Source organism: Gluconacetobacter diazotrophicus PA1 5 (assembly GCF_000067045.1).
Taxonomy (GTDB): Bacteria; Pseudomonadota; Alphaproteobacteria; order Acetobacterales; family Acetobacteraceae; genus Gluconacetobacter; species Gluconacetobacter diazotrophicus.
Genome location: NC_010125.1, coordinates 414,235 through 433,355, shown reverse-complemented (window position 1 = coordinate 433,355; position 19,121 = coordinate 414,235). Strand labels below are relative to the sequence as shown.

The 19,121-nt window shown below is 66.6% G+C and carries 17 protein-coding genes and 1 pseudogene; 8 read left to right on the top strand and 10 right to left on the bottom strand.

Annotated elements, in window-relative coordinates; translation table 11 throughout:
* Positions 1-70 precede the first annotated feature (70 nt).
* The 8 genes from GDI_RS02020 to GDI_RS01985 form a co-directional block, all read right to left on the bottom strand.
* Positions 71-898 (bottom strand): SIR2 family NAD-dependent protein deacylase, encoded by an 828-nt coding sequence (locus GDI_RS02020; protein WP_012222807.1) that lies wholly within the window; start codon positions 896-898, stop codon positions 71-73.
* Positions 895-1,110 (bottom strand): putative nitrogen fixation protein NifT, encoded by a 216-nt coding sequence (gene nifT / locus GDI_RS02015; protein WP_012222805.1) that lies wholly within the window; start codon positions 1,108-1,110, stop codon positions 895-897. Before nifT ends, GDI_RS02020 begins: the two co-directional genes overlap by 4 nt.
* Positions 1,107-1,385, bottom strand: a complete 279-nt coding sequence (locus GDI_RS02010) for a nitrogen fixation protein NifZ (protein ID WP_012222801.1) — start codon at positions 1,383-1,385, stop codon at positions 1,107-1,109. The genes nifT and GDI_RS02010 overlap by 4 nt, the downstream gene beginning before the upstream one ends.
* On the bottom strand, positions 1,369-2,175 hold the full coding sequence (locus GDI_RS02005; RefSeq protein WP_012222799.1) for a 4Fe4S-binding leucine-rich repeat protein: 807 nt from the start codon (positions 2,173-2,175) through the stop codon (positions 1,369-1,371). Before GDI_RS02005 ends, GDI_RS02010 begins: the two co-directional genes overlap by 17 nt.
* Before the next feature lie 43 nt (positions 2,176-2,218).
* On the bottom strand, positions 2,219-2,413 hold the full coding sequence (locus tag GDI_RS02000) for a 4Fe-4S binding protein (RefSeq protein ID WP_012222797.1): 195 nt from the start codon (positions 2,411-2,413) through the stop codon (positions 2,219-2,221).
* Between the two features lie 36 nt (positions 2,414-2,449).
* Complete coding sequence (nifB, locus tag GDI_RS01995; protein ID WP_012222795.1) at positions 2,450-3,922, bottom strand: nitrogenase cofactor biosynthesis protein NifB; 1,473 nt, start codon at positions 3,920-3,922, stop codon at positions 2,450-2,452.
* A 155-nt stretch (positions 3,923-4,077) separates the two neighbouring features.
* The gene (gene nifA / locus GDI_RS01990; protein ID WP_012222789.1) at positions 4,078-5,823 is read right to left on the bottom strand and encodes a nif-specific transcriptional activator NifA; all 1,746 of its coding nucleotides are present in this window, start codon (positions 5,821-5,823) and stop codon (positions 4,078-4,080) included.
* A 240-nt stretch (positions 5,824-6,063) separates the two neighbouring features.
* The gene (locus GDI_RS01985; RefSeq protein WP_157870983.1) at positions 6,064-6,624 is read right to left on the bottom strand and encodes a DUF2478 domain-containing protein; all 561 of its coding nucleotides are present in this window, start codon (positions 6,622-6,624) and stop codon (positions 6,064-6,066) included.
* A 219-nt stretch (positions 6,625-6,843) separates the two neighbouring features.
* Here GDI_RS01985 and modA point away from each other — a divergent pair, with 219 nt between their 5' ends.
* Genes modA through rpoN form a run of 4 tightly spaced genes read left to right on the top strand, consistent with a single transcriptional unit; the run spans position 6,844 to position 10,482 of the window.
* Positions 6,844-7,632: a molybdate ABC transporter substrate-binding protein gene (gene modA / locus GDI_RS01980; RefSeq protein ID WP_012222787.1), complete on the top strand. Its 789-nt coding sequence runs from the start codon at positions 6,844-6,846 to the stop codon at positions 7,630-7,632.
* Positions 7,629-8,315, top strand: coding sequence for a molybdate ABC transporter permease subunit (modB, locus tag GDI_RS01975; RefSeq protein WP_012222786.1), 687 nt, complete (start codon positions 7,629-7,631; stop codon positions 8,313-8,315). Before modA ends, modB begins: the two co-directional genes overlap by 4 nt.
* Positions 8,312-9,076, top strand: coding sequence for a molybdenum ABC transporter ATP-binding protein (gene modC, locus GDI_RS01970; protein ID WP_012222785.1), 765 nt, complete (start codon positions 8,312-8,314; stop codon positions 9,074-9,076). The genes modB and modC overlap by 4 nt, the downstream gene beginning before the upstream one ends.
* Positions 9,077-9,081: 5 nt before the next feature.
* Entirely contained in the window at positions 9,082-10,482 is a 1,401-nt protein-coding gene (rpoN, locus tag GDI_RS01965; RefSeq protein ID WP_041249633.1) for an RNA polymerase factor sigma-54, read from the top strand.
* 33 nt (positions 10,483-10,515) lie between these two features.
* Here rpoN and GDI_RS01960 read toward each other — a convergent pair.
* Both GDI_RS01960 and GDI_RS01955 read right to left on the bottom strand, forming a co-directional pair.
* A pseudogene (locus GDI_RS01960) lies at positions 10,516-11,873 on the bottom strand (aminotransferase class III-fold pyridoxal phosphate-dependent enzyme).
* A gap of 171 nt (positions 11,874-12,044) precedes the next feature.
* Entirely contained in the window at positions 12,045-12,539 is a 495-nt protein-coding gene (locus GDI_RS01955; RefSeq protein ID WP_012222781.1) for an Lrp/AsnC family transcriptional regulator, read from the bottom strand.
* A 278-nt stretch (positions 12,540-12,817) separates the two neighbouring features.
* Between GDI_RS01955 and GDI_RS01950 the strand changes: the two genes are divergently transcribed.
* The 4 genes from GDI_RS01950 (at position 12,818) to GDI_RS01935 (ending at position 19,082) form a co-directional block, all read left to right on the top strand.
* Positions 12,818-13,894, top strand: a complete 1,077-nt coding sequence (locus GDI_RS01950) for a tartrate dehydrogenase (RefSeq protein ID WP_012222773.1) — start codon at positions 12,818-12,820, stop codon at positions 13,892-13,894.
* A 227-nt stretch (positions 13,895-14,121) separates the two neighbouring features.
* Positions 14,122-16,572, top strand: a complete 2,451-nt coding sequence (locus tag GDI_RS01945; protein WP_012222771.1) for a TonB-dependent receptor plug domain-containing protein — start codon at positions 14,122-14,124, stop codon at positions 16,570-16,572.
* A 180-nt stretch (positions 16,573-16,752) separates the two neighbouring features.
* On the top strand, positions 16,753-18,222 hold the full coding sequence (locus tag GDI_RS01940) for an NAD-dependent succinate-semialdehyde dehydrogenase (protein WP_012222769.1): 1,470 nt from the start codon (positions 16,753-16,755) through the stop codon (positions 18,220-18,222).
* Positions 18,219-19,082, top strand: coding sequence for a GNAT family N-acetyltransferase (locus GDI_RS01935; RefSeq protein ID WP_012222767.1), 864 nt, complete (start codon positions 18,219-18,221; stop codon positions 19,080-19,082). Before GDI_RS01940 ends, GDI_RS01935 begins: the two co-directional genes overlap by 4 nt.
* Positions 19,083-19,121 lie beyond the last annotated feature (39 nt).

Below are 19,121 nucleotides of genomic sequence, written 5' to 3'. Positions count from 1 at the left end.
ACCCGCGCCAAACGCAGACCGCCCCGCATGCGGCATGCGGGGCGGTCCGTGAGGCCGGGTCCGGACGGCGTCAGGCCGCCAGCAGCGCCGATACCGCCGGAAGCGGAATACCGACCGGCTGGATGTGCATGTCGTCGAGAAAACGCCGTTCGTTCCGCGACAGCAGGGCGAGGTCGAGGACGGCATAATACGGACCGGCCGAGCGCTTCAGGATCTGGCGTGCGTAGGTCCGCAGCATCTGGTCGTCGAACCGGCACCCCAGGAACAGGAAGCCGCAATCCGTCCGGCGCTTTCGGACGATGTCGGGTATCGGCGTCTGGATGTCGATTTCCGTCAGAACCTCGACATAGTCGGAATCCGCGATGATGTAGTTCCGCGCGGGCGTGACGGCGCCGTGCGGCTTATAGAGGATCGTGCGCCAGCCTTCGGCCTGGTCCATCGGCACTTCGGTCCCGTCGGCGTCGTAGGCGCGATACCATCGTGCCTCGCCGATCCCCGCACGCGTGATGCCCTGGATTTCGCCCCATTCGCCCCCGCCGCACTCCGTCAGCGCCGCCCGCATCGCGCCGTCGTACCATGTATCGACGATCAGCGGCGGGCGGAAGCCGGCCAGCATCCGGTGCAGGTCCCCCGGCGGCACGGGATCGGCGTAGGCCTGGTCCATCAGCGCCGTCAGGGTCGAACGATGGCGGTTGCTTTCTATATACTGCGCCGCGGCCCACGGGTTGCCGCGCGCGCGCTTCGGCAGCGCGACCCGCTTGCCCAGGAACGCGGCCAGATCGGCCGGGCTGGCGGGAACGGGCGCGCCGTCGGCCATGGCGGTGACGCCCGGGCCCAGATACGGGGCCAGCCGGCCGGCGCGCAGGCCCGCCAGGATGTCGTCGATGACCGGCGTCATTCGGCATCCCCTTCAAGCCGGCGGGCATTCACCGTGATCGGCAGGCGCGTTTCGGCGTCCATCTCCGGCAGTTCCAGCACCCATCCGTTCTTCAGCCTGACCCATCCGCCCCACAATGCCTCGGATTGCTGGGCCACCACCGGCTCTTCCAGATCCTTGCGGGGGACGTAAACGGACAGGCCACGCGCGTCGCGCCGTATCATGACTTTCATTTCGGTGCCTCCGTTTCCATGTTCAACTCGCGCGCCCGCATGCCGACGACCGTACCCCGGTCGACGAATTCCACGGCATAGATGTAGTAGCGCTGCAAAAAGACGCCGACGTCGCGCACGTAGCCGATATCGCCCTTGTGTACCAGCATTTCGCCGATTTCCCGGCCGGCGAAGGTACCGTCGTTCTTGACGTAGCGCGTGGCGCGCACCTTCGTGCCCGGCATGAAGACCGGCTGCCCGCGGGTTTCGATCTCTTCCTCACGTCCCAGTCCCATCGGGATGCTCCTTTCCTGAATCCTCGGCCAGACGGTGCAGCACCAGTTCGCGAACGGGTGCCTCGGGATCGTCGCCGTACTGCGCCACGGCGTCGCGCGGCAGGCGTTCGATGGCGGTGAATCGCACGCGGACATCGTCATCCAGCGCCAGGATGGGCAGATGCCTGACATCGACGCGTCCCGCGACGATCTGGCGCACCGTTGCCTCCGGATCGTCGAGCATCAGCGACAGCCGTTCGGACGGCAGCCGCCGCGCGACCCAGCGCCGGACATCGGCGTCGTCGTCATCCACCGCCAGAACCAGGGCGTCGGGGGCCAGGCGCCGGACCACCATGACCCGGACGAACGCATCCGCATCGGCCAGAAGCGCCATCAGGGCGCGCCCTTCCAGCCGGCTGGCCAGTGCGACGCGTACGCGGCGGTCGGGATCGTCCGCCATGCGCCCGATGCGGGACTGCGGCAACCGCAGGACCGCGCCGACCCGGACCTCGGGCTCGGGATCGTCCAGGAGCGGCGTCAGGCGGAAGAGAGAGCAGTACCGCGCCGCGATCGCCCGGACTTCATCATAGGGATGGTCGAGGTAATCATCGGCCATCCCCGGATTATGCCGGAAAAAACGATCCACCCGCCGGGCCCGGCGATCGCGGACGCAACTGCGCCCGCGCCGGCAGCGCCCGTCGCGATGCATCGGCTCGTGCCGGCAGTCGCGGCAGCGGACGGGCTGGCCCTGCCAGTCCACGGCCTCGGCCGCGGACTCCGTGAAGGGTTCGTCCATGGACGGCGCGTTCATGTCGCCGCCGGGTGCGGGCTCCCTTACCACCCCACGATCGGCGTCAGGCAGGGACGCAGGTGTTGGGCACCGGGCACACCGACACGCATTGCGGGGTGTCGAACTGCCCCTCGCATTCCGTGCACTTCTTGGCGTTGATGACGTAAAGGTCGTTTTTCAGCGAGATCGCCCCGTTCGGGCATTCGAATTCACACGCACCGCAGACGGTGCACTGGGAGGTAACGATCCTGTAGGCCATGTCAGACTCCTGATTTCTGAAAAAATGTTGCCGTCTTCACGCAGTTTGACGGATTTCCGTACCGAGGGACGCGGCGTACCATCCGGTGATTCCGGCCTCGATCCAGTCATGGGCGTATTCGTCGCTGACCACGATGCCCGCCGCGCGCATCGCATCGCGCGGGCAGTCCCCGACCTTGGCGCACAGCACGGCATCCACGCCTTCCAGCGTGGCGATGATACCGTCCAGCGTCGCGTCCTCGCCCCAGCCGCCTTCGCAATAGGTCTCGCTCTTGCGGTGCCCGACGAAGGAAATGCCCGACGCCCCGACCTCGTAGACCTGGAATTCCCGGGCATGGCCGAAATGCTGGTTGATGCGGCCGCCGCCCTTGGTCGCCACGGCGACCAGGACCGGCGCTTCGGACGTCATGTCGGCCAGGGCGGCGTCGGCGGCCCTGCGCTGGTTCATGTGTTCGCCACGCTCCTGCGCCACGACCTCGCGGTAGGTTTCGCGCAGCGATGGGTCGTAGGTGACCTCCTCGGCCACCTGGTCCATGGTGAATTCCTGCCCGCGATCCTCGCCCAGCAGTCCCACCGCGTCGGCGCGGCACTGGCGGCAATGGCGCATCAGCTTCGTACCGTCCGACAGGCGGTCCTGCAACGCCTTCAGTTCCGCGGCCCTGGGTCCACGCTGGCCCGTCAGTCCGAAATGCGTGCCATGCGCGGGATCGGAAATCAGCGGCATGATATTGTGCAGGAAGGCACCCTTGCCTTTGACGACCCGGTTCACCTCGATCAGGTGTTCGTCATTGATCCCGGGGATCATGACGGAATTGACCTTCACCAGAATGTTGCGCGCCACCAGCATTTCCAGCCCCAGCATCTGGCGTTCATGCAGGATCCGAGATGCCTCCAGCCCGGTCCAGCGGCGGTTCTGGTAGAAGATCCACGGATAGATCTTCGTACCGATCTCGGGATCGACCATGTTGATGGTGATCGTGACGTGGTCGATATTCATCCGTGCGATCTCATCGACGCGGTCCGGAAGCGACAGGCCGTTGGTCGACAGGCACAATTTGACATCGGGAATGTCGTTCGCGATCAGTTCGAACGTTTCGCGTGTCTTCTTCCAGTCGTAACAGGCATCGCCTGGACCCGCGATGCCCAGGACCGAAAACTGCGGCACCGAGTTGGCGACCGAAATCACCTTGCGCCGCGCCTGCACCGGCGTCAGCTTTTCCGACACCACCCCCGGGCGGCTTTCGTTCGCGCAGTCATATTTGCGGTTGCAGTAATTGCACTGGATGTTGCACGCCGGCGCCACCGCCACATGCATGCGGGCGAAATAATGGTGCGCTTCTTCCGAATAACAGGGATGGTCCTTGACCTTTTCCCAGATTTCCGGGGCCATGTCGGCCGGCCCCTCGGAACTGCCGCAACTGGATGATGAACACCCGCCCTCTTCCAGGGCCGACCGCATCTGCTCGACCCCTCCCGTCGCAAGCGTATCCAGACTGATAAGCTGTGCCATCGGCCACTCCCCGGACTGACTTTTGCCGTCAGGTCCGACGCAAGACCCATGCCAACGCCAACCGTGTGTCCTGTCATGGCCTGCCGCCACGCGGGTGACAGGAATGTCTCATGTCCGACAATCGCGACATCCGAGAGCCAGACAGGCTTTGGACGTCAGAATTTCTTGATGGAAATCCCGTTCTTGCGCAGGGCGTAGCCGATCTGACGGGGTGTCAGGCCCAGAATCCGCGCTGCCTTGGCCTGCACCCAGCCGGCGGTTTCCATGGCTTCGAGCAGTTCGTCGCGCTGGGGGCTCCATTCCCCCTGCGCGGCCGAACACACGGCCGAGGACGGGCACGTCGCCGGGTCGGGCGCGGCCGAGGACTGGGGCGAAGACTGGGACGAAGACCGGGGCGCCGGAAGAACGGGCAGTTCCGTCGCCGCGCCGGTGTCCCCGGCCACATCGGATGCCGCCGGATGGCGGCCCGGACCCGGGGCGGGTGCGGCCGGCCGCCAGAAGATCGAGGACAGGCAGCCGTCGCTGCGACAGGCAAAGTCGGCCGCGCCGATGGTCTGCCCCGGCGCCAGCGTCGCGGTGCGCCGGATGCAGTTTTCCAGTTCGCGTACGTTGCCCGGAAAATAACAGGTTGTCAGGACGTCCATGCCATCGGACGCGATGGTCAGCGACGTCCGGTTGGTTTCGTTGAACCGCCGCAGGAATTCATTGGCCAGCATGGGAATATCCGTCGGGCGATCCCGCAGCGGCGGCAGGAAGATCGGAATGACGCTCAGCCGGTAATAGAGGTCGGCGCGAAAGCGGCCCTTGCTGACCGCTTCCTCCAGATTGCGATTTGTCGCCGTCACCACGCGCACGTCGACCTTCAGCGTCCTGGTGCCGCCCACGCGTTCGAACTCGCCCTCCTGCAGCACCCGCAGCAGCTTGGCCTGGAAACTGGGCGAGATCTCGCCGATCTCGTCCATGAACAGGGTGCCGCCATCGGCCAGTTCGAACCGGCCCTTGCGCTGGCCGATCGCGCCGGTAAAGGCGCCCTTTTCATGCCCGAACAGTTCGGATTCCAGAACGCTTTCCGGCAGGGCCGCGCAGTTCAGCTTGACGAACGGCTTGCGATGCCGGGGCGAGGCCTGGTGGATCGCCTGGGCGAACAATTCCTTGCCCGTGCCCGATTCACCGCGCAACAGGACGGTGACGTCGCTTCTGGCGACGATTTCGACCTTCTGCAGAACGGCCCGCAGCGCCGGACTGTCGCCGACGATCCCCATATATCCGCCGCCATCGGCAACCGGCGGCGCCGGCTGGGCGAGGCCGCTGTCGTGCAGCAGGTTTTCCCGGTCCCGCTGCACCAGCCGATGCAGGCGCACCATCTGCCCCATCAGCCCCGCCACCATCGACAGGAGGCAGACATCCATGCTGCCGACGACCGATTCCTCCGGAATGGCCGGGCGATCGAGCAGCATGACACCCACCAGCCTGTCGCGGCTGAGGATCGGCACGCCGATCACGCCGATGCGCCCCGCCCCCACCGTCCAGGCCTGCGACGTCGCGAAGCCATAGCGCGTGTCACCCGTTACGTCGGGCACCAGCAGCGGCTGGCGGCTGACGGCGATCTGTCCCACCGCCTGTTCGGGAATCGAATCGAAATAGCGCCGGGCGGCGGCGTCATCGGCCTCGGTGCCGATGATGGTCTCCACATTGCCCGCCGCGTCGAACAGCGCGACGACGGCATTGTTCAGGTCGACGAAGCTTTCCAGAACGGCCAGGACATTCCTGATGATTCCGACGGTCTCCGTCGGCGCGCACAGGATTTTCGATATCTCGTGAAGGCCGAACAAGGCGCGTTCAGCCCAGGTCGAATGGCCTTCCCCGCTGACGGGGCGAAAGGGAACGGTATCCGTAGGCATCTACTTGCCTCCTCCACCTCACCAGCCGTATCCGGAATATGTCAGGATCATGACATCCCGGATGGACAGTGACAACCTACGTTTCAGGTCCGAAGCAAATGGTGGAACAAAATGATGTCGCAAACCAGATTTTTCTGACCCCCCAATACATGGGGTCATCCATGGTTTTTCAGACTTTTACGCCTCATGACTATATACGGCCGGGAATAGACGTCGGTTTTTCTTTCCCGCGCGCCTCCCTCACGGGGCCGTCGCCACGTATTCCCGCCCCCCGCTTCCGCCCATGGGGACCTGGCGCCGTGCCCAATCCAGCAGGCTGCGCGTGGTGGACGGCAGGACATGCGCGTTCTGGCCGATGAAACGGCGCCACGCCTGCAGATGCGCCGCGCCGACGACGACGACGATCGGGATGTTCTCGCACACGGCCTGGGCAATGTCCTCGCGCAGGCCGCCGCCTTCGGCCTCGCGCACTCCAAAGCGGTTCACGAACAGGATGTCGGGCCGGGCGCGGATATGCGCCCGCAATGTCATGGACAGGACGGCCATGGCCTCCATATCCAGGGTACAGGCCACCGCCCCCGGCCCCCGATAGCGGTCCAGCCGGATCCGTCCACCGTCACGCAGATCCTCGACATACATCTCGTGGCGGCCGTCCGGTCGCAACGGTCCGCGCCGCTGCACGAAGCCCCCCACCCGCATTCCCCAGGACCGCAGGACGGCGACGGCGTCCGACAGTCGGGTCTCGGTGGCCTGGGGGCTGTCATGAAGAAGCGTGGCGATGGAAAATTCGCGCCCGGTCATCGTCTGTCCCCCTTTTGTACGTCGGCGCATGCTGCACCTGACTCCACATCAACGGAATTTTACGCAATATTTATGCCATCCGCCGGGAATGATGTGTCGCCAAGCGGCCCGCGCGCGTTATGCCCGGCCACAATCCGGGCTCTGGCACGTTTCTTGCGTCCATCGTCCCGAGACCAGGAATTACCGTGTCCGACGAAGCCCGCGTGCAAGGAGCCCACCATGCCGACATGCCGTCCGATCCTGTCATGCCTTGCCGTCGCCATCGCTTTCTGCATCCCGCACGGTGCCCGCGCCGAACCGCTGCGGCTGGCCGTCGCGGCGAATTTCGCCGGCACGGCGCACATCCTGGCCGACGCCTATACGGCCCGTGGCGGCGAACGCCCCACCGTCAGTTCGGGTTCCAGCGGGCAACTGGCCACGCAAATCACCCAGGGCGCGCCGTTCGATCTCTTCCTGAGTGCCGATGCGGAGCGCCCGCGGGACCTGATCGCGCAGGGCCTGGCGGACCCCGCGTCGCGCACGACCTATGCGATCGGGCAACTGGTCCTGTGGCAGCCGGACGGGGCCGCGCCCCCGCATGCCGCCCCGCTGGGGGCCGCGACCCTGGCCGCGAACGGCTTCACCCGCCTGGCCATCTGCAACCCGCAGACCGCACCGTACGGCGCAGCCTCGATCCAGGCCCTGCACGCACTGGGCGTCTACGACACGGTGTCGAATAAACTGGTCGTCGCGAATTCGGTCGCGCAGGCCCTGCAGTTTGCCCGAAGCGGCAATGCCGAACTGGCCTTTGTCGCACTGGCCCAGGTGCATGACGGCCATGGAGGAGCCTACTGGCTGGTGCCGCAGAAGCTCTATGCCCCCATCGTACAGGACGCCGTCGTGCTGTCGCACGCCCCGCACCCGGGGGAAGCCCACGCCTTCATGACGTTCCTGCAGGGTCCCCAGGCCAGGAAGCTGATCGAAGCGGCCGGATACGTGGTGCCCGCGACGGCCGGTACCGCACCATGAGCGCAATGGCGCCCGATGTGCAGCAGGCGGCATGGCTGACCATTCGCCTGGCACTGACGACAACGCTGTTCCTGATGATCGTCAGCCTGCCGCTGGCGTGGTGGCTGGCACGGCCGGGTCCCTGGTGGAAACCGGTCCTGGGGGCGATCATCTCGCTGCCGCTGGTCCTGCCGCCCAGCGTGCTGGGATATTATTTCCTGATCGCCTTCGGCCCGTCCGGTCCCGGCGGATGGGTGGCGCGCCTGTGGGGCGGCCGCACGCTGGCCTTCAGCTTTCCGGGGCTGGTCGTCGGCTCGCTGCTCTATGTCCTGCCCTTCGCGGTGCAGCCCATCCAGAACGCATTCCGTGCCATCGGCCGCCGCCCGATCGAGGTCGCGGCCACGCTGGGGGCCTCGCCCTGGCGGACATTCTGGACGGTCGCCGTGCCCCTGGCATGGCCGGGTATCGTGACGGCCGCCGTCCTCGGCTTCGCCCATTCGGTGGGGGAATTCGGCATCGTGCTCATGATCGGCGGCGATATTCCGGGGCGTACGCGGGTCCTGTCGGTCGCGCTGTACGACTATGTCGAAAACGCGCGCTGGCATGACGCCAACATGATCGCCTGCGGCATGGTGCTGTTCTCGTTCATCGTGATCGTGCTTCTGTCGGCCCTGCGCGGCGAAATCAGGAGGACTGACGCGTGACCGATTCCTCCCTTCTGCGGGTCGCCTTTCAGGGACGGGCCGGAACGTTCGGGTACGATTTCGCGCTGGACGCACCGGCACAGGGCGTTACCGCGCTGTTCGGCCCCTCGGGCTGCGGCAAGAGCACGATCCTGCGCTGCATCGCCGGACTGGACCGGCCCGCCGCGGGGTATTGCGCGCTGGGCGATACGGTCTGGCAGGATGCGAAACGGTTCGTGCCGGCGTGGCGGCGGCCGATCGGGTATGTGTTCCAGGAACCCTCCCTGTTTCCGCATCTGTCCGTGCGCGGCAACCTGCTGTATGGCGCCGGCGTGCGCAGCCTGCGCCGCCTGCCGCCGGACCTGGCGGATATCATCGCCATGCTGGAACTGGAAACCTTGCTGGAGCGCGGGGTGGCGCACCTGTCGGGCGGCGAGCGGCAGCGCGTGGCGATCGGGCGGGCCCTGCTGCGCCGGCCGGCCCTGCTGCTGATGGACGAACCGCTTTCGGCACTGGACAGCGCGCGGAAGAACGAAATCCTGCCATTCCTGCAGATGCTGCACCGGCAGATACGCATCCCCATCCTGTACGTATCGCACGATATCGGGGAAATCGCCTCTCTCGCCGACCACGTCGTGCTGCTGGCACCCGGACGGGTGGTCGAGTCCGGGCCATGGGCCGACATGGCGGACCGGCTGGACAACCGCCGGGGGTATCGCCCGGATCACACCCTGCCTGATGCCGCCGCGACGGATTGTCGCGCGGCCAGATCGGAAGGATGACGCCGATGTCGGCCCAGCCCCGTCAGGAATTCAAGCAGAACCAGGGACTGTTCATGAGCGCGCGCATGCGCCAGTCCATCCAGATCCTGCAATTGTCCAATGCCGAGCTCCATGAATTCCTGGACGCGGAGGTCGAGAAGAATCCGCTTCTGGAGCGCGATCCGACCACCTCCGCCCCCCTGGCGGAGAGGCCCGGCCTTGCCGCGCCGCCGCCCATGATGCGCGCGCCCGGCGCGACGGGGGATGCCGGGCGCTGGACGTCCGACAGCGGCCTGGATGATGACGGGACGGGGCGCCTGGCCGAATCCGCCCCGGCGTTGCGCGACGTGATGTTCGAACAACTGGTTCTGTCCGGCTGCACGACGACGGAGCGGGAAATCGGCGCGCACCTGATCGCCGCACTCGATCCGGCGGGACGGCTGGCCGGCGGCGCCACCGACGACATCGCCGCCACGTTGCAGGTCACGCTGCGGGACGTCGAGGCCATCCGGCAGCGCATGATGCGTTTCGACCCGGCCGGCCTGTTCGCCACGTCGCTTCGGGAATGCCTGGCGGCCCAGTTGCAGGAACGCAACCGTTTCGGCCCGGCCATGGCGCGCCTGCTGGACAATCTGGACCTTCTGGCCCGGCACGACCTGAAGCGCCTGCGCCAGGCCTGCGACGTCAGCGCCACGGACCTGGAGGACATGATTGCCGAATTACGCACACTCGACCCCAAGCCCGGGGCGGAACATGGCAGCACCCTGACCGTCATCGTCCCGGACATCCTGATGGAGCAGACGGCCGAGGGCGGATGGACGCTGGAGCTGAACCCCGAGAGCACCCCCCGTGTCGTGCTGAACAGCGCGCTGAGCACCCGCATGTCGCTGCGCGCCCATGGGGCGGAGCGGACATACCTGAATGACACTCTGACCAGCGCGAACTGGCTGATCCGCGCGCTGCAGCAGCGCAGCATGACCATCCTGCGCGTCTCGACCGAGATCCTGCGCCGGCAGGAGGACTTCCTGCAGCACGGTCCGCAGGCCCTGCAGCCGCTCAACCTCCGGACGGTCGCCGAGGCGCTGAACATTCACGAAAGCACGGTCAGCCGCGTGACGGCGAACAAGTACGTCGCGACCCCGCGCGGCGTGCTGCCGCTGAAATTCTTCTTCGTGGCGGCCATGACCGGAAATGACGGCGAAATCCGCAGCAACATTGCGATCCAGAGCGTGATCCGCCGCATGATCCAGGGCGAACGCCCCGATGCCGTCCTGTCCGACGAGGCGATTTCCCTGACCCTGCGCCGGCAGGGCATCGACATCGCACGCCGCACGGTCGCGAAATATCGCGAGGCGATGGGCTTTCCCAATTCCCTCCAGCGGCTTCAGCGCGCCGCCGAGGCCGCCCCGCCCCCGAACCGGCGATAGGCGCCGGAGCGGAGGCGGGGCGGGAGCCGGATTCTATCCGATGAGCGGAAGCAGGCCGTCGATGATGCGATGGAGGCGGTCGCAGAGCACGTCGATTTCCTCGATCGTGCAGCACAGCGGCGGGGCGAGGCCGATGATGTCGTCACCGAAGGCGCGGAAGAGAATCCCGGCCTCGTACCCGGCCTTGGACAGCCGGGCCGCGACCTGGAGGTCCGGTTCCGGCTTGCGCTTGGTCGCCTTGTCGGACACCAGCTCGATCCCGGCCAGCATGCCGCTGATCCGGACATCGCCGACCAGGGATGGTCGGACAGCGCGGCCAGGCGGGTGGCGAGATGGGCGCCGGCCCGAAGTCCGTTGTCCAGCATGCCGCCCTCGTACAGGTCCAGGACCGCGAGGCCGATCGCGGCACTGACGGGATGGGCGCTGTAGGTCATGCCGTGCCCGACGGGAATGCCGGCGGGCGTGTTGTCGCGGATGGTCGCGTAGATGGCGTCGGACATGAAGACCGCGCCCATCGGGGCGTAGCCGGAGGTCAGGCCCTTGGCGACGGTCATCATGTCGGGGACAACCTGCTCGGCCTCGCAGGCGAAGAGCGGGCCGGTCCGGCCGAACCCGGTGATGACCTCGTCCGCGACGAACAGGATGTCGAGTTCGGCGCAGGTGCGCCGCATCGCGGCCAGCCAGCCGCGCGGCGGCACGATCACGCCGCCAGACCCCTGCACCGGCTCGCAGAAGAAGGCCGCGACCTGGTCGGCGCCCAGTTCGTCGACCTTGCGCCGCAGGGCCGCGACCGATTCCGCGATGATCGTCGCCGCCTGGCCGTCCCCCGCGTGGCGGTAGGGATAGGGGCTGGGAATATGATGCTGCCACGCCAGCGGCACATCCGCGTCGCGATGGAAGGCGGCCAGCGCGGTCAGGCCCGCGCCGGTGTAGGTCGAGCCGTGATAGCCGCGCGACAGGCCGATGACGTGCCGCTTCTGCGGCGTGCCGCGCGCATGCTGGTAGAAGCGGATGAAGCGCAGGGCGCTGTCCACCGCGTCCGATCCGCCCTGGGAAAAGAAGACGCGGTTCAGGTCGCCGGGCGTCCGGGCCGCGAGGCGGCCGGCGAGTTCGATCGCCGCCTCGCTGGCGAAACCGAAATAGCCGGTGGCATAGGGCAGGCGCGCCATCTGTTCGGCGGCGGCATCGACCACGCTCTGGCAGCCATAGCCGACATTGACGCACCACAGGCCGGAAAACCCGTCCAGCAGTTCGCGGCCATGGATGTCGGTGACCCAGGCGCCCTTGCCCGAGCGCAGGATGCGGGCCCCGGCTGCCTCGTGATCCCGCCAGGACGAGACCGGATGGATGAGATGATCCCGGTCGGTCCGGAGAAGTGCTTCTACGTTCATGTCGCGATCGATCCCGGCTGTTTCGTCGTCGGTAGGTCTGGAAGGGCGATTCACCCGATCCGGAACCGGATTGTGCCCAGGCGACACAGACGATGTGGCGGGAAATCCGCCCGGCGGGAAAAGATCCTGCCGTTTCGCCCCCGGGATCAGCCGGATCGGCCGATCCGGCCTTCAGGTCCCGGAGTCTATGATGCTCTCGATCGAGATGGCCGGCTTGATGATCGGCGACTTGATCACGATGTAGCTGAAATATTTCTCGATGCCGATATTGCTGTCCAGCAGCGCCTCGATCACGCCCTGGTAATGCTCGACGCTGCGGGTCATGAATTTCAGCAGGTAGTCGTACCCGCCGCTGACCAGATGGCATTCCACGACCGAGGGAATTTTCTGGATATGGCCCTCGAATCGCGAGAAATCGTCGCGGCGGTGGTCGGACAGCGTGACCTCGGTGAACACGGTCAGCAGGCTGCTGATCTTCTGCAGGTTGATCTGCGCCCCGTAGCTGACGATGTATCCGCTCTTCTCCAGCCGCTTGACGCGGATCAGGCAGGGACTGGCCGACAGCCCGACCCGGCGCGCCAGTTCGACATTCGTCAGGCGCCCGTTGCTTTGAAGCTGTGCCAGGATACGCAGGTCGATCCGGTCGAGCTTGGGCAATGGCAGCATGATTCCGTCACCTTGTTCCAACTATACGCCAGACGCGCCGCCGTCCCGCACAACCGCCCCCGACCGGGCCGAACGCCATGCCCCACGCGGCGTTCGATCGGCATGGATGCGATGTCGATCATCATCCGGCCGGCGCGGAATATGTCGGCCAAAAACCCGGCCGGGAAAGCATAAGCTGCCATTTCGGTTGCAACTACGCAACATCATGGTCCCGGCGCCCCGCCCCCTTCCCCTACACTGAACGGCGCATCCGTGGACCAATCGGAGGACACACGATCATGACACAGCATACCATCGCCGTCCTGCCGGGCGACGGAATCGGCCGGGAGGTGATGCCCGAGGCCCTGAAGGTTCTGGACCGGGTGGGACAGATCTTCGATATCGGGTTCCGTTTCTCGCATCTCGACTGGAGTTGCGAGACCTGGCTGGCCACCGGTAGCATGATGCCGCCGGACGGCATGGACCGCCTGTCACAGCACGATGCGATCCTGCTGGGCGCCGTGGGCTATCCCACCGTGCCCGATCATATCTCGCTGTGGGGGATGCTGATCCCGATCCGGCGGGAATTCGACCAGTACGTGAACCTGCGCCCCGTAAGGCTGCTGCCCGGCATCCCGTGCCCGCTGGCCGGGCGTGCGCCGGGCGACATCGATTTCTGGATCGTGCGCGAAAACACCGAAGGCGAATACTCGCAGATCGGCGGCCGCTTCGCCGAAGGCAGCGAGGCGGAAGGCGTGGCGCAGACCGCGATCTTCACCCGCCGGGGGACGGACCGCATCATGCGCTATGCCTTCGACCTGGCAACCCGCCTGGGCCGCCCGCATGTCTCCTCCGCCACCAAGTCGAACGGGCTGTTCCATTCCATGCCCTACTGGGATGAGCGGTTCGAGAAGATGGCCGCCGAATATCCCGATATCCGGACCGACAGCCACCATATCGACATCCTGGCCGCGCGGTTCGTCATGCATCCCGACCGCTTCGACGTCGTCGTCGGCAGCAACCTGTTCGGCGACATCCTGTCCGATCTGGGCCCGGGCGTGACCGGGACGATCGCGGTGGCCCCCTCGGCGAACATCAATCCGGAAAAGCGCTTTCCGTCGATGTTCGAACCGGTCCACGGCTCGGCGCCGGATATCGCCGGGCGTGCCATCGCAAACCCGATCGGGCAGGTCTGGGCGGCGTCGATGATGCTGGACCATCTGGGCGAGGGCGAGGCCGCGGCGCTGGTGCTGCGCGCCATCGAACACATGACGGCCGACCCGTCGGCCCTGGTGCGCACCGCCGATATCGGCGGCCACGCCAGCACGTCGGCCTGCGGCGACGCGATCGTGGCGGCGCTGGACCGGATCGCCTGACCGTCCGCCTGCGGGGCAGGATTCGACTCCTCCCGAATCCTGCCCCGCAACCGCAGCTTCTTCTGTCTCTCGATGCAAAATCGATACGACATGCCCGTCGTTCCGTGCCCACAATAAGCGGGCCAGCCGCCACGAATACTGGCGCAATGCATGTGTCTCGCGGTGCCTGACCGGATATCGGCTGCCGCAGGCGGTTTTTTTTCGATATTGCTTCAAGGAGCGGGAAAGTGCGACGAACGACCATCCTTCTTTCCGCCACGACGGCACTGGTGACGATGGCGGGCCCTGCGGCGCCGAGCCGCGCCCACGCGCAGTCCGTGAGCGATACGACCGCCACGCCCACGCCCCCCGCGCCTTCGACCGTCATGCGCAAGGTCGCCAGGACCGCGTCGGCATCGCCGGCCACGGATGGCGACAAGGACGAGCAGGTGATCGTCACCGGCACGCGCGATCCGCACCAGACCGCGCGCAGCAGCGTCAGCCCGATCCAGGTCGTCACCGCGGCGCAGCTTGCCGCCACCGGGCAGGCCGACGTCCGCGACGCGCTGATCCAGCTTGCGCCGTCCGTCGCGCGGTCCATCCGCGTGAACGGCAGCGCCAACATGACCGACGCGATCAGCCTGCGCGGCCTGACGCCGAACCAGACCCTGGTCCTGGTGAACGGCAAGCGCCGGCACACCACGGCCGTCCTGTCGAACAACGCGGGGCCCCAGCAGGGCGCGACGCCCGTCGATATCGACATGATTCCGGTTTCGGCCGTCGATCACATCGAAATCCTGCAGGACGGCGCCGCCGCGCAATATGGTTCGGATGCGATCGCGGGCGTGGTCAACATCATCCTCAAGCACGATACGCACGGGCTGGAGGCCCAGTCGCTGAATGGTGGGCGCTATGCGGGTGACGGCTTTACCTCCGGCGAATCGCTGAACTGGGGAACATCCCTGGCAGGACGCGGATTTTTCGACCTGAACGCGGAATACAAATACCAGGACCACACATTCCGCGCCACGCCGGACAGCCGCACCGGCCGCAACGACTTCATGGATATCGGCGACCCGCGCCAGCAGCGCGAGACGATCGGCTACAACATGGAATATGCCATCACCGACGATGTGAAGCTGTATTCCTTCGCGACCTATGGCCACCGGAACGGAGAAAGCTACCAGGATTACCGCGTCCCCACCGCCAGCCTGCCCATGTACCCCTACGGATTCAGCCCGCAGGAAACCCTGGACGAGAACGATTACAGCGTGACCGTCGGTTTCAAGGGCCGCAAGTTCAACTGGGACTGGGATTTGAGCACGACCTACGGCGGAGATTCCGAGCGGATGGGACTGTTCGACAGCATCAACACCGCAATGCTTCAGAATTTCGGCTCTTCGCCCACGCGATTCCATCTGATGTCGTTCAGCAACACCCAGTGGACGACCGATGCCGGCGTGCGCCGCGCCTTCGACGTCCCCCTGTTGGCAGCGCCGCTGAATCTGGCATTGGGCGCGCAATATCGTTATGACAGCTACCATATCGGCGCGGGCGACATGGGATCGTATTACGGCACCGGCGCGTCGGCCTTCCATGGGCTGAGCCCGAACAACGCCAGCGACAGCAACCGCGACGTGACGGCCGGATATATCGATGTTTCCACCCAGCTTCTGCCGAAATGGCAGGTGGACCTGGCGGGTCGGTTCGAACATTACACCGACGCGGGCGATACCGAGACCGGCAAGGTTTCGTCGCGCTATGACGTCAACCGGTATTTCGGCCTGCGCGGCACCGTCGCCAGCGGCTTCCGCGCCCCGACCCTGGCCGAGGAGCACTGGTCGAACATGTCCGTCGCCGCGACGACGGCCACCGGTTACATTCCCGTCGATTCCGCCGGGGCGCGACTGCTGGGCGCGAAGCCGCTGAAGCCCGAACGGTCGACCAGCTTCAGCGCCGGCTTCGTCGTCAACCCGATCGACAACCTGCATGTAACGGTCGACGCCTACCAGATCGACCTGCGGGACCGGATCATGGCGGCCGGCGTCTATAACGGCGCCAGCGCCATCGAGGCGCTGGCGCTGAACGGCTTCGCCATTCCCGCCGGGGTGACGGCGAACGCGGTCACGGCGCAATATTACGCCAATGCCGCCAGCACCCGCACGCGCGGCCTGGACATCACGGCGAACTACCTGACGCGCCTGGGCCGGTACGGCCGCATCAACTGGGACGTGGCCGCCAATTTCAACCAGACCACCATCCGCCACGTGGCCGAGGACGGAAACGGCAATTCCCTGCTCAACGCGCAGCAGGAAGCCTACCTGACCAGCTACACGCCCAGGAACCGGGTCATTTTCGGTGGCGTCTGGCATTACGGCGACCTGGACTTCACCGTCCATGAAATCCGCTACGGCCATGCGACATCGCAACTGGAGTACTATACCGGCCCGCTGGCCTATTCGAACACGCAGTTCATGCGCTTCCTCAACCCGCCGCGCTACGAGACCAACCTCGTGATCGGCTACCAGGTCAGCCCGCGCTGGCATGTGGCGCTGGGCGCGAACAATGTCGGCAATGCCAGGCAGAAGAAGATTCCGGAACAGTTCCGCTACCTTGGCGCCTATGCCTATGACGTGAATATCGAACAGATCGGCTACAATGGCGGGTTCTACTACTTCCAGGTCAACTTCAAGCTCTGATCACACGCGGGCGGCAGGGAATGCCGCCCGCCGTTCGCAATTCAGCACATTGTGCGCGAGACCGCGACGAAACCGGCGTGGCGTCGCTGGAAACCCATGCTCTACTGCACGGCGCCGCGCTGGCCCGGGTGGAGGCCGTCGTGACGGCAGGCGGCCGGCATTTTCACGGAGACGAACCGCATGACCGCACCGACCCTGAACGACCCGGACCTGTTCCGCCAGCAGGCCTTCATTGCCGGCGCATGGGTCGACGCCGACGACGGACGGACGATCCCGGTGGACGACCCCGCCACGGGCGCGATCATCGGCCATGTCCCGGACTGCGGCGCCCCCCAGGCCCGCGCCGCGATCGACGCCGCCGCACGGGCCCAGGCCGACTGGAAGCACCGTCCCCCTGCCGAACGCGCCGCCATCCTGATGGCCTGGTACGACCTGATGCTGGAACACAGCGAAGACCTGGCGCGGATCATGACCATCGAGCAGGGCAAGATCCTGGCCGAGGCGCTGGGTGAAGTCCGCTACGCCGCGTCGTTCTTCAAATGGTTCGCCGAGGAAGCGCGGCGCATCGACGGCGCGGTCCTGGCCCCGCCCGCGCGCGACCGCCGCATCCTGGTGCTGAAGGAACCGGTGGGGGTCAGCGCCGCGATCACGCCGTGGAACTTCCCGCTGGCCATGATCACCCGCAAATGCGCCCCCGCCCTGGCGGCCGGGTGCAGCATGGTGATCAAGCCGTCCGAACTGACGCCCTTTTCCGCGCTAGCGGTGGCCCGGCTGGGCGAGCGTGCCGGCGTGCCCGCCGGGCTGATCAGCATCGTCACCGGCATGCCGGAGGCCATCGGCGCGGAACTGACCGCCAACCCGGTGGTGCGCAAGCTGTCCTTCACCGGTTCGACCCGGGTCGGGGCGATCCTGATGCGGCAGTCCGCCGACACCATCAAGCGGCTGAGCCTCGAACTGGGCGGCAACGCGCCGTTCCTCGTCTTCGACGACGCCGCATGCGACCTGGCGGTACAAGGGGCGATGGCCAGCAAGTTCCGCAATGCCGGCCAGACCTGCATCTGCGCCAACCGCGTGCTGGTCCAGTCCGGCATCCATGACCGGTTCGTCGCACACCTGCTGGACGCCGTCGCGGCGCTGCGGGTCGGGTCGGGCCTCGATCCGGCCGCGACCCTGGGTCCGCTGATCAACGACGCCGCGGTGGCCAAGGTGCGCGCGCATGTCGAGGACGCGCTGGCCCGGGGGGCGCGCTATGCCTCCGCCCCGCTGCATGTCGATGGCCGCTTTGTCAGCCCGGTGGTCCTGACCGGGGTCACGGCCGACATGCTGATCGCGCGCGAGGAAACGTTCGGCCCCGTCCTGCCGGTCTTCCGCTTCGACACGGAAGAGGAAGCCGTGCGCCTGGCCAATGCGACGCCGTTCGGGCTGGCCAGCTATTTCTTCACCGGCAGCCTGGACCGCGCCTGGCGGGTGGGCGAGGCGCTGGAATTCGGCATGGTCGGGCTGAATACCGGCGCGATCTCGATGGAGTCGGCGCCGTTCGGCGGGGTCAAGCAATCGGGCCTGGGCCGCGAAGGCGGCCATCCCGGGCTGGACGAGTTCCTGGAAATCAAGAGCTTCCACATGGGCGGGCTCGGGAGTGGCACGGCATGATCGACGAAGACCGTCCTTCCGCGATCTCGCTCCGCGCCATGCGGGACACCGACATCGAGGCCGCCAGCCTGCTGTCGAAGGCCCTGGGCTGGCCGCACCGGCTGGAGGACTGGCAGTTCATGTTCGCGGCCGGCCACGGGCTGGTTGCCGAAACGCCGGCGGGGGAACTCGTCGGGACGATCCTGTGGTGGACCTACGGCGCGCACGATGCCTCGCTGGGCATGGTGATCGTCTCGGGCGCGTGGCAGGGCCACGGGATCGGCCGACGGCTGATGAGCGGCGCCCGCAGCGCCCTGCCCGGCCGCACCCTGCACCTGAACGCAACCCCGGTCGGCATACCGCTGTATGAAAAGCTGGGCTTTTCCCCCTGCGGGCTGGTCGAGCAGCGCCAGGCCATCGCCGCGACCCAGCCGCTGATCTCCCTGCCCGAAGGCATGCGCCTGCGACCGGCGGGGCAGAGCGACCTGGCCGCCCTTTCGGCCCTGGACCATGCGGCGACCGGCATGGCGCGGCAGGACCTGCTGCACGCCCTGCTGGGGGCCGGGCGGGGCATCGTGGTGGATGATGGCGGAACGATCGTCGGCTATTCGATCTGTCGCCCGTTCGGATGGGGCAACGTCATCGGCCCGGTGATCGCCACCACCGACCTGTTCGCCTCGGCGATGATCGCCCACTGGATCGGCAGCGGCGCGGGGCAGTTCACGCGCATCGACGTGCCGGCCGCGTGCGGCCTGACCGCGTGGCTGGACGAGGTCGGGCTGCCACGGGTCGATACCGTGACGACGATGCGCACCGCGACCGATCGCGAGGGCGCGCGGGGGACGACGGTTTTTGCCCTGTGCAGTCAGGCGCTGGGGTAGCAACGTTCTTTTTTGAAAAAAAGAACCAAAAAACTTTTG